This window comes from Photobacterium indicum (genome assembly GCF_003026215.1).
GTDB classification, from domain to species: Bacteria; Pseudomonadota; Gammaproteobacteria; order Enterobacterales; family Vibrionaceae; genus Photobacterium; species Photobacterium indicum.
Genome location: NZ_PYOC01000001.1, coordinates 370,829 through 382,564, shown reverse-complemented (window position 1 = coordinate 382,564; position 11,736 = coordinate 370,829). Strand labels below are relative to the sequence as shown.

Annotated in this window: 9 protein-coding genes; 5 read left to right on the top strand and 4 right to left on the bottom strand. The window is 39.3% G+C overall.

The features are described from left to right. Positions 1-486: 486 nt before the first annotated feature. Positions 487-1,584, top strand: a complete 1,098-nt coding sequence (locus C9J47_RS01620) for an extracellular catalytic domain type 2 short-chain-length polyhydroxyalkanoate depolymerase (protein WP_107251942.1) — start codon at positions 487-489, stop codon at positions 1,582-1,584. A 528-nt stretch (positions 1,585-2,112) separates the two neighbouring features. Here C9J47_RS01620 and C9J47_RS01615 read toward each other — a convergent pair. The 3 genes from C9J47_RS01615 to C9J47_RS01605 form a co-directional block, all read right to left on the bottom strand. After that, positions 2,113-3,912, bottom strand: a complete 1,800-nt coding sequence (locus C9J47_RS01615; RefSeq protein ID WP_107251941.1) for a sulfatase-like hydrolase/transferase — start codon at positions 3,910-3,912, stop codon at positions 2,113-2,115. Positions 3,913-4,514: 602 nt separating this feature from the next. After that, the gene (locus C9J47_RS01610; RefSeq protein WP_107251940.1) at positions 4,515-5,708 is read right to left on the bottom strand and encodes an acetate/propionate family kinase; all 1,194 of its coding nucleotides are present in this window, start codon (positions 5,706-5,708) and stop codon (positions 4,515-4,517) included. 488 nt (positions 5,709-6,196) lie between these two features. Then, on the bottom strand, positions 6,197-7,093 hold the full coding sequence (locus tag C9J47_RS01605) for a LysR family transcriptional regulator (protein WP_107251939.1): 897 nt from the start codon (positions 7,091-7,093) through the stop codon (positions 6,197-6,199). 123 nt (positions 7,094-7,216) lie between these two features. Here C9J47_RS01605 and C9J47_RS01600 point away from each other — a divergent pair, with 123 nt between their 5' ends. Together C9J47_RS01600 and C9J47_RS01595 are read left to right on the top strand one after the other, a co-directional pair. Continuing rightward, positions 7,217-7,480: a hypothetical protein gene (locus tag C9J47_RS01600; protein WP_245903245.1), complete on the top strand. Its 264-nt coding sequence runs from the start codon at positions 7,217-7,219 to the stop codon at positions 7,478-7,480. 79 nt (positions 7,481-7,559) lie between these two features. Continuing rightward, positions 7,560-8,363 (top strand): winged helix-turn-helix domain-containing protein, encoded by an 804-nt coding sequence (locus C9J47_RS01595; protein WP_170107411.1) that lies wholly within the window; start codon positions 7,560-7,562, stop codon positions 8,361-8,363. Between the two features lie 965 nt (positions 8,364-9,328). Here the strand turns inward: C9J47_RS01595 and C9J47_RS01580 are convergent. After that, positions 9,329-10,144, bottom strand: coding sequence for a winged helix-turn-helix domain-containing protein (locus C9J47_RS01580; protein WP_107251935.1), 816 nt, complete (start codon positions 10,142-10,144; stop codon positions 9,329-9,331). Between the two features lie 401 nt (positions 10,145-10,545). Here C9J47_RS01580 and tpx point away from each other — a divergent pair, with 401 nt between their 5' ends. Both tpx and C9J47_RS01570 read left to right on the top strand, forming a co-directional pair. Beyond that, positions 10,546-11,058, top strand: a complete 513-nt coding sequence (gene tpx, locus C9J47_RS01575) for a thiol peroxidase (RefSeq protein ID WP_107251934.1) — start codon at positions 10,546-10,548, stop codon at positions 11,056-11,058. A gap of 63 nt (positions 11,059-11,121) precedes the next feature. Beyond that, complete coding sequence (locus tag C9J47_RS01570; RefSeq protein ID WP_107251933.1) at positions 11,122-11,736, top strand: redoxin family protein; 615 nt, start codon at positions 11,122-11,124, stop codon at positions 11,734-11,736.

Below are 11,736 nucleotides of genomic sequence, written 5' to 3'. Positions count from 1 at the left end.
GTATTGCCAAATTCATAGGCAACTTGGCAATACCAACCAACTTCCTATGGCTTCCTTCAGCCCCCACCGTTAGCCAGTGACGCCCTTGCCATTCAGATTGTCTTCCCGTTAATCGGGGTGGCTGCACTATCTTTCAAGTGAACGGGTTTGCCAGCTTTGCTGGGCAAACAATGAAACGGCCCTGAATGGTTCAGGGCCGTTACCGATTTATTTGACCTGCATTAATGTTCCTTGCAAAGCCCACAACTCAAACGCCAGAAAATCATACCTCAACCGCATTCTTCTTTCGTAAATCACAAACAAAGATGCAACCTATTTCACATGTGCATATTCTCATCCTGGAATATTGCCCACAGGCAACCCGAGCGTGTACAACATTTTCAAGTCACGCAATCTTTGTGTTAACGCCACATAGTTTCAACACCATGTTGTAAGGACACAAAACCGATACCTATTGTTAATATTATAAATTGCCAGGAGGCAAACATGATAAAGGAACTTAGAATCACAATTGCTCTATTGTTTATTTCTCTTAGCACCACAGTCCTTGCGACACAAACAGAACTTCCTGCACTGAATGCTCTTCCCAACGAAACCTCCATATCAGGGTTATCCTCCGGTGCTTTTATGGCTGCTCAATTCCATGTTGCCTACTCTAAAGATCTGGTTGGTGCAGGTATAGTAGCAGGAGGCCCATGGAACTGTGCTGGCAACAACCCATTCAGCAACCCGTTTATTACGCCAATTCTGAGCGCAACAACGACCTGTATGAATCCCTGTAAAGGCAGCATTGTCGGCTGCCCGTCAATGATGTACCCAAACAGTGGTTTTTTGGTCGATCTTGCGAAACAAACAGCCGATTCCGGCAAAATTGATGCCGTAGACAATCTGAAGAATGACAAGGTATATATCTTCTCTGGAGCAAGTGATGAAACCGTCGTGACAGGCGTTGTAGACACCACCGCCGAGTTTTACCAGAAACTAGGAGTGAGTGACGATCACCTACTGTACAACAACCGAATTGACGCAGGCCATGCCTTTATCACCACAGATCAAAACGACACCCAGTGCGACAAAACTCAAGAACCGTATATCAATGATTGCGATATTCCGCAGGCCCAGCGTATTCTCGAACACATATACGGAGCCCAGAACCCTGCGGCCAAGGAATTAAGCGGCGAACTCATTGAGTTTAATCAGAGTGCCTTTTTTGACAGCCCACTCACGAGCATGAACGAAACCGCGTTTGTGTATATACCCGAAAATTGCCGTACAGAGCAATGTAACGTTCATGTCTCCGTACATGGCTGTGAACAAGGCGTTTCCGTAATAGGGACAACATATGTAAAAGAAACGGGTTATTTAGAAGCCGCAGATACCAACAGCACGATTGTGCTCTTCCCTCAAGTTAAAAAATCAACGCTAAACCCTATGAATCCCAAAGGATGTTGGGATTTCTGGGGTTATAGTACCAACAATCTTCCACCGTATAATTACTACAGTAAAGATGCGCCGCAGATGGTAGCGATTAATAAAATGATTGCTCGCCTGATCAGTAAACCACTGCATCTCACACAAAAATAAACAGCGCTGATGCCATGCTATCTAACGGTCTCCATCACTGTCTCAAGAATCATGGGCCACTCAGAGCCGTTTTCCCGTTCCGTAATCCCTGCGTTCCAAACAGGGTATTGCCAAGTTCATAGGCAACTTGGCAAAACCATCCTTATACTGGCTAGTTTGAATCTATTAAGCGTGTAAAAGCGCCATAGATTTTTTAGCAATTATACCAATTCCATTAATTATCTGCCCATTCAGAATACCACTGGGAGTCAAGTTCAAGGATAGTGTTTGATAGAAGAGTGGTTCTCTTTTGAAATCGCTAGACACAGAAGTTGGCTTTCAGTGGTGTTCCCTTTGGGCGAGTTTAAAATACTTTTATACTGCGTTAATAAATTTCAACTTAGAGCAACTAGATCCTCAATTTATCTCCTTGCCTAAAAACATTTTAACTCTCGCTGAACTGATCAGATAATTAATGGATTTGGTATTACCCACTCTTCATTGGCTGGGTGATCAATATGATTGCACTGACAAATTTTTGGCACACTGTTACAGTCTCAGATGTTTTATGTCAGGGGAGAGCCTCCAGCCAACGTCATCGTCCCCCGGCAACATCTGCCCTATATCTTCTCCCACTTCCTGCTCTATGAGTAAATTAAGTTTATTGTTCATCGTTAGGATGAGATCACCGTATTTCTGATAATCAAGAGAGAGATTTTTCTTTTCTAGCGGATCGTTTTTCAGATCGAACAGCTCAATATCGTTATATGCGAACAATTGCTCAATAGAGCGTGGTATATGATGCTCAAGAGGAGAAAAATAACGGTTAAACTTGTATTGCCCATCGCAGATGCTGCGAATAGCACCGCGTTTTTTTAAATTTGGTCGAAAGCCTTGGTTGGCGATCTCCTCTGGCTTCCCTCCTTCAGCAAAGAATTTATTAATGCTGGTAAAGAATGCTGCGTCCAAATAAGCCAACATATTGTAGTTATACAATGCCCCGACGCGAAGGGCATCGGTTGCCGCCGCCTCTGGATTACCGAGAAGGGTCGTTATATCTTTGCCTGGGAGATCTTTAACTGAGGCCGTTTTTCCCCGAGCGATACTCAGCAAGGTCGTTGCTATATCCACATGTGAGGTCACAGCTTTACAGCGCTTATTTCCTTCAAAGGCAGGGTGTGCAATTATAAAAGGCACATTGTTTTGTTCACGGTAAGCCGTAGCCCCCTTTCCTGATAACCCGTGGGCTCCAGCCAGCTCTCCATGATCTGCGGTAAAAATAACAATTGTGTTGTCAGCAATACCGAGGTTATCCAGCTCATCCAATATTTCGACTATCCTGTTATCCACATCCTTAATACAGTTAAGGTAATAGTTATTCAGGCGCTGCCAACGCTCGTCAACATTGGGAACGACCCCAACCATCGCACCGCGGGATAGCATATAGTCCAGATGTGCGGTGGGCCTCCCTTTTTCTTGAATAAGTTGGCTGCGAGATTCAGGCAGACTGACGTTCCACTCTTTCTGGTAGAGGGGGTTATTCGGCTCTCGATTCATCCGCATCATCGCCCCTCCCGAGTGCTGTGCCTGACCGGGAAGATCAGTATTGTAATACATTACATCGTGGGGGTTGATTAGGTTGACTGCCAGAAACCATGGCTTATTTTCCTGACGAAGCTGCTCTGCCTTGCCACGTAGCCAGCTTCGGCTCATCGCGGAGATGACTTCGTCATGCAAATAGCCACCCTCAGTATGCGCAATAATGTCTCCGATCCCAAAATAATCGGAGAAACCATACTGCTCCATTTCTTCAACGAGGATCTTTTGGGGGAAATGTAGTTCATTGGCAGTTTCAAATTCTTCGGTGAGGTGCCATTTCCCCTTATAGGCGGTGTAATACCCCTCCTTGCGTAACAAATCGCCAATAGTATCGATATCTGTCGACATACTGCCAGACCAGGGAAAATTGGTATTGTCGAACATGCCATTATTCTGGATATGTTGCCCTGTATATATCACTGAGCGTGACGGGGTGCATACGCACGATCCAACTTGGTGGTTGTCAAATACAACGCCGCGCTTGGCTAAACGTTGGTGCCCCGGCAATTGATATCCTACTGGTAGTTCGTCGGATGCCATATGACGTTCCTGATCCGTGACAATCATCAGGATATTATAAGAACCACCACTAGGCCGCTTGGAGATCCCCTTGCTTTCAGCTTGTTCAGTTTGAGCATTTACAGGCTGGGAGCCAACCAAACTTCCTCCAACACCTGTAGACAGAGCAGCTAACCCTGCATTTTTTAAAAAATCTCGGCGGGATAATTTACTTTCATTATTATTTCCCATAACTCACCTTACTTTGAGATGTATGCTATTTGCCCTATGACATCTATTGTAGGTAGCCAGCCCACTTTCATGATTTTTTTGCCTATTCCTCTCACAGCATTCAACACACGGATTCAAAGCTATGAACTAAAAGCCGCCAAAGCAAACGATACAAAGAGTCTTTTAAAGTGAAATAGGGGGCTGAGTCGTAAGTTTAGCAGCTAACTCATTAATGGGAGTGAAAGCATATTAGCGATATGAGGCTCGTTTCAAAGAGTTCACACGCTTTTTTGTCCCCCACTAGAATTACACTATCACCATGATTGAAAATCGGTGAAAACTGCGAATAGAAGCGCCGCTCACGCAGGGCAGTATCAAGCAGCGCCTAACGGTGAAGTAGTAGTGAAAAAGTTTGCTAACAGCCTCCATAAAACCAGCTTCGAAGCCACATCATAAAATGTATCTCTCTTGATGGATTGCTGTACTACCGTTGATAAAAAAACGGCTCTGAGCATACACTCAGAGCCGTTTTCCCGTTCCGTAATCCCTGCGTTCCAAACAGGGCTTTGCCAAGTTCATAGGCAACTTGGCAATACCAACCTTTAAAAGGTTGGAAAAATCTATTAAGCGTGTAAAAGCGCCATAGATTCTTTAGCAATTACCCACTCTTCATTGGTTGGAATAACCATTGCGAGAGGTGTATTTGCCTGCGTGATAACACCGTCTTTCCCAAAACGTGCATCAGCATTTGCTGCTTCATCTTCACGGTAACCAAAGATCTTAAGAGACTTAAGAATTTGGCTACGGATAGGTAATGAATTCTCACCAATTCCACCCGTAAAGATGATGCCATCTAATTCATCTAATGCCACCATGTAAGAGGCAATGTATTTTGCTACACGGTAAGTGAAGATTTCAAATGCTAGTGTTGCACCAACATGACCTTCTTCCATCGCTTCGATAACACCACGACAGTCACTTGTTAAGCCAGATACACCTAAGAAGCCAGAGTTAGAATTTAGCTCTTTAAATACTTGCTCTGGAGACCAACCTTTTTTCAGCAAGAATTCAATAATGCCTGGATCCAAATCACCACAACGTGTGCCCATCATTAAGCCAGATAACGGTGTAAAGCCCATGCTTGTATCAACACTTTGACCGTCTTTAATTGCACAAACTGATGCGCCATTGCCAAGGTGTACTGAAATAAAGCTGCTTTTTTCAATCGGCTTATTAATAACTTTCGCGGCTTCGCGGCTCACAAAGTAGTGGCTTGTGCCGTGGAAACCGTAACGACGAATGCCGTAGTCATCATATAGTTTGCTTGAAATTGCACCAGTATATGCTTTTGCAGGCATTGTTTGGTGGAATGCAGTATCAAACACTGCATATTGAGATAATGCAGGAAAAGCAGCAATAGCAGCTCGCATACCTACAACGTGCGCAGGGTTATGCAGCGGTGCTAGATCGCTAAGATTCTCAATTTCCTGTAAGACAGTTTCATCAATTTTGACAGTTTGAGTAAACTTCTCACCACCGTGTACAACACGGTGACCGACAGCAACGATATCTTGTTTAATACCTTGCTCTTCAAGTAAAGCAACAATACGGTCAATTGCTTGCTTATGGTGGTTGCCATTATCGCTTAGTTGAAACTCATGTTTCTTACCGTCGATTTTCCAGCTAACGTTTGCGTCAGCAAGACCAAAACACTCACCAAGACCATTTAAGGTTGCTTCGCCACTAACCGTATCGATTAATGCAAATTTAAGTGAAGAACTACCAGAATTGATTACAAGAACTAAAGAATTGCTCATGGTTATCTCATCAGAAAAAAGGTAAACAGGACAAAATGCTGTCCAAACACACGTCAATCAAACTTTGCAACGAAAAATGTGCCGTTCAGCATTATCTTCGTTTTATTTATATAATCACATCATACTCAATTTTTTTTGAAAGTCTCAACTTTTGTTTTGATTCGAGGCTAAAAATTTAAGCGATACTGGTTTAGATCAATTTTTATCGGGTAAATGACGATTATCCGAACAAAATGCCAGCAAACATTCAACTTTAGTTGAGTAAAAGAAGCGAAGGATCTTCCTTGCTTCAATTATTTTTAAGATTGAATGCGATAAATATTCACCTTTAATGCAAGAAAAGGGTGATTTCACGCATTGCACACTCTGGTTGTTCAAAAATGAAGGTACTCTAAGTCTTATTTGAACGTGGTATATAAAAGGAGGTAGGACGAAAAGGTGACATGGCAACCACCACTTTAGGCAAGTAATATAATAGGTATATTTCTCTATAATTTTTCATCTTGTTTTTGAAACCACTCTCTTAAAAAAACCATTAAGTGATGAATTCGAGGGTTCACCTGCACATCTCGATGACAAACTAGCCACCATGCAATATTAGGCAATGGGATATCTTCGAACATTTCAATCAAGCCAGCCGTTTTCTTAGCAACTTCTGCAATCGTAACAGCAACACCAGCTTGTGCTTGAATCAAATTAAGTTGCATTTGGTAACTATCAGTACGAAAGGTAAATTGATTTTTGGTTAGATTACGCCCCGATTTTTCAGCCTCGTTAATATACATATTGCTGTTATCAAATCCTATAACGCTATGCGGTGCACGATAAATGTCATCTGGTGTTTTAGGATAACCAACATCATCGATATAGGATTCATGAGCAAAAAAACCCAATGATCTGCTCATTAAATACGTGACGACAAGATCGGGCTGTTCCGGCTTTTGCTGGCATATCGAAATATCTGCATCGCGTTTATTTAAATTCACTTTTTCATTCGACACAATCAACTCAACATTAATTAAAGGGTGCATTCGGTGAAATGCAGCTAAAGCATCAGGTAAAAAATGAAAACCAAATAACTCACTCACTGCTAAACGTACATTGCCCGATTCTTCAATTGAGCTACCGTTAACCTGACGAGAAAAACGCTCTGCTCCTAGCGCTGTATCTTTAGCTGACTCTAGCAATTGTCGACCGACTGGTGTCAGCTTTAAACCACTTGTTGAACGTTCAAATAAATGTAATCCAGTTCGCTCTTCAAGCGCCAGAATTTGACGACTTACCGTCGGTTGAGACATTCCCACAACTTGCGCAGCAGCAGACATACTTCCATGTTCAGCCACTGCTAGAAATATCCGAATACTGTCCCATTCCATGCTATTCATATTCGTATATCCACCATACTTTATTGTAGGTTTACTATATCGTTAATCCACGACAGCCTGCTTAATTAAATAGATGAGGTAACTCGCATAGATGAGGATATTGAATGAAAAATGCATTAGTCTGTGAGGAAATGGGGAGTAATCAAGGACAGTGAAATTACTGCGCCAGTTCCTGGTAATTTAACATTGGTCGAACTCACTCATACTGATTTAGACTTTCTTTATGATCTCGTCGAAGATGGTGATGCTATTTTTATTCATCAACCAGAGACCGATACTAATCAACGCGACAACCTTCTCTTTCCGTTAGAACAATCATTCAAGCCAAGCTGGTGTAAGGGCACTAGATATGTTAATAATCGACTTTTTATTCACATTGTGAAATAATTGTTTGCATTTTTAATTTCATTTTCCATGTGACATTAATTACTTAAAATAAATGTATAAAAATTAGTGAGTATAAATTTTGTGGCATTTTAACCCCACAGCTTACCATCAGTTAATCCATGTGGTAACAGGAAAAGTAAAACGTATAAAATCTACAGAGTCAGACACTCTGTATTTACTGATAAGTAATGAGGGTCACTATGTCACAAAAAAATTAATCATGCATGAGGTATGGGGGGGGCGGCCCGTATCGGAAAATAACATTACTCAATCAATCTCCCAACTTCGATTTTTATTGGGAGATAGTGGAAAAGAGCAAAAAATAATAAAAACCAAACCTCGTGAAGGGTACATGCTACTACCTGGTAATGTTATTTTAATTCAATCAATTACCTCAATATTTGATATTGAAGAAAAAAACGTCCACACCATTATTAACATAGAAAAAAACACCAACATGCTCTTACTTAATGAGAGCATTGAAAGCATTAAATTTTTCTACAGAAAATATGTAAACAATAAAATCAAGAATTCATTTCTCATTGTTTTTTTATTTATTGCCACGGTTAATTTTTATAACATATACAACATTTTTCATCAGAAGAAAGGGCTAGTTAATTTATCAATGATAATAAAAAAGGAATATAACACCCACTTTCATTTAGATAGAGGAAATGCAAGTGAAAAACTATACCTTTATTTGAAAGATGATATCCCCGACACGATTAGTCATATATTTATATTTAAAAATCCTGATAGGTTTTATCTTTCGTGTATTTATTATAACAAGACTTACAATCAAGATAAGGCATATAATATCTCGTTTGCTGATAATTATCCGTTTGAATTAATACTAGGAAAAATACGTGAAGCATGTAATTAAAATAATCCTATATATTTATATTTTTCTTTCTCTGTTCTGTTTTCTAACTCTAGTGATAGTAAATTTTTCAAACCGTCCTGAAGTAATAAAACAGTATGGTTCTCCCGCTTTTTATTCAGAAAAGGAGCTCTTTCTTAATGGTGATAGTAATGCATACAAAGAGCTTAATTCAATCATTACGGATTTGTGGGGATTTTCCACAGTACAAGCCTCAATTAGCACTAAGGGAGAAGTGAAGCTTTACAACAATACATATTCGATTAAATTTTTAGGTAGTGACGTAATCTCCTCTCTGACTCTCACTAATAATAATTACGATTCGATGATAGAGAAGGATATTTTTAAGGTTAATCAACGATCTTTTCCACGTTATGAATTTATCAAAATTGCCTATGAAGACGAAAATTTCATTTGTACAACAAGTTTGAATTTACATACAGTCACATGTCGAACAATAGTACGGTGATAATATTTTCACCATAAATTTCAGGAATCATCTTACAAATTGTACACAATCTACAGCTGATGTACTCAAGCTTGAGTAACATATAAGTGCCGACGTTTTCTTTACGATCTGAAAAACCTCGTCTCGTGGGTATACATTTAAATGGGCTTCTGAGAGATCTGCCCCCAAACTAGACCGTTTCTTTTGATTGCCTGCGCTCATCGATACTGAAAACAAGTTACTGCTTAAAAAATGGATCGAATACGATTGGTTATATGCCTTATCATCAGAGTTTGAAGATAAAACAGTCGATTTCATGCTGTGCATTCCCCAGAATAAACGAAGGATAGAGTGCACTTCACGATAACGGTTGACACTATTTTTACCATAGGCAACTCCTTCACTAAAAACTATCGGGTTCGTACGGTTATTAATTACTTTACTCACAAATAACTCATTTGAACCTAACAAGTACACCGCTCCACACAATGCTCCTAAGCAGTACAATACCAGTGTGTATTTAGCGACATTGTTCATTAATGATGTTCCGCATATCAAGGAAAGAATAATCCATAGAAAAAGAGAGGTTTTTAACGGATTGTTCGTTGAGTTTTACGCAACGATAAATACACGATACATAGAACTGGCCAGGGTTCTTTGAAATAAATAGATCGGTAATATGCTGGTTTAACTTGCTAACAACCTGTTTATACAATATTTCACTACCACCATGGTTATCGTAATGATACGTTGTACCACCGACGTCTGTTATATTCCACGTATTTGGCTCTAGTGACCATCGCTGAATCATAACATTCCCTAAACGGTAATAGAAAAAAGAAGCAAACAGTAAAATAATTAAGATAAAAAAAACATTCATTCTGCGCCACCAATTTAATTGGTATAAAAAATGAATGTTTTGAATTATTTTTGCCTCAGTCTTATTATCATCTTCTGTTTTAACGTGAACTTTCACCTCATTCTGACTTAATGAAGTGCTCGTTGTCGACTTTGCTGTTTTGTCATAATCGTCAGAAAAAACAACATGCCCCTCAATTAGCATGTAGCCCTTCCGAGGTAGTGTTTTTATTATTTTTTGCTCTTTCCCACTATCCCCGAGTGTTAATCGTAGTTGTGCTATTGCTTGCGTTAAACTTGCATCTGAAACGATCCTATCTTCCCAAGCATTATTATTTAGTACGTCTTTACTGACTAATTGACCTTGATGCTTAACCAATAGTTTTAAAATTTGACAATCTGTCGATTTAATACGTTTATAAACATTAAGCTTTGAGTTATGGAGCTGTTCACGTTGATGAGGATGAAATATCCACATAATTTTCTCTATATGTTATGGCTTTTCATTATATGTAACTATTTGAAAGAATCATACACAAACCAACAATAAAACACTAATCAATAATAAATAATCACAATTAATATGCACCAGGGCACCTATTGACTGCTGTTTTAACAGGCAAGCTTGAGCATTTATGTCTATAAATAATGACATTTATCATATGAACATTTAATTCATGGAATGAAAAAAAGCGCTTTTTTATGATACCAGTCACAAAAAAAACACTTTAGAGTTATAACTCCTCTCTATATTAATGATTCTATTGGCATTTTAAAATTATGAAAAGTTAATTATTAAAAGCGATGATATTTCAATATATTAGCTCCAAAGCAAATAACACATGTTGGTTTATTACTAGCGTAACACTAAGTATTTAAATGAATTATATTTCTTATAAAAACGCATCAATAGCAATAACAGGTGTGCCGGTTAATATTGGCGAACAGGCTCGACAGTTTTCATTAACAAGCGTTCACTTTTCACCGGTTACACTTGAGCACTTTGAAGGAAATAAGCTGATTATTTATACATTTCCTAGCGTGGACTCAACTCTTTGTGCCAACACTATTCGAGAGTTCAACTTATGGGCAATGAGGTTTAAATATATAACAGACATTACCGTACTGTGTGTATCAATCGATACTCCTTTTGCACTTATTAGATTTATTGAATCCGAAGGGTTAGATTATATTAAATTTGCATCATGCTACCATTCACCAATCTTTATGCATGATTACAACACCTTAATTTCCGACTCTATTTTCGCTGGTTTTTCAGCACGTGCTGTTATTTGTATTAATGAAAAAAGTAAGATTCAACATCATGAACTTATTAGTCACCTATTTGATGAGCCTGATTATAGTGCTGCGTTCAAATCATTAATAAAGTAATACGTTAATTAAATTCGAAAGTAGGATTTTTTATTCTGCTAACAACAATAAGAGTTATAATCAATGAAAAAAACAACCTTATCTGCTTTAATAGCTTGCTTTTTATCAACAGCAACGCTTGCAGCCAATCAATTCAGTACTGTCACCGATTCTGCACCATTAGGCATCGGTAATACCGTCACACTTGAAACAGCCCCATTACAACTGACTGGTCACGCGGTTAAACTTGGCGATATGATGCCGAGCATTATGCTTAAACAAAATGACCTTAGTGATTTCGATACAACAGCACCATCAAAGAACATACGCATCTACAACATCATTGCTTCTGTCGATACCCCTGTATGTGATGAGCAACTGCACGAACTAAGCGACTACCTGAATGCTAACAATACTTCAGGTATTGATTTCTTAGCTGTCAGTGCTGACACACCATTTGCACAATCTCGCTTTGCCAAAGCTGCCGAGATCAACAAGCAAATTACTTTCTTATCAGATGCCGTATCGCATAGCTTCGGTCAAAAAACAGGTACACAAATTGCTGGTATCGGCTTATTGACCCGCACCATCATTGTTGTAGATAAGAATAACATCATCCGTCATATCCAACGTGTACCTGAGTTGACTACAACACCTGATTTAACAAAAGCGATTACAATTGCAAAACAATACATCTAA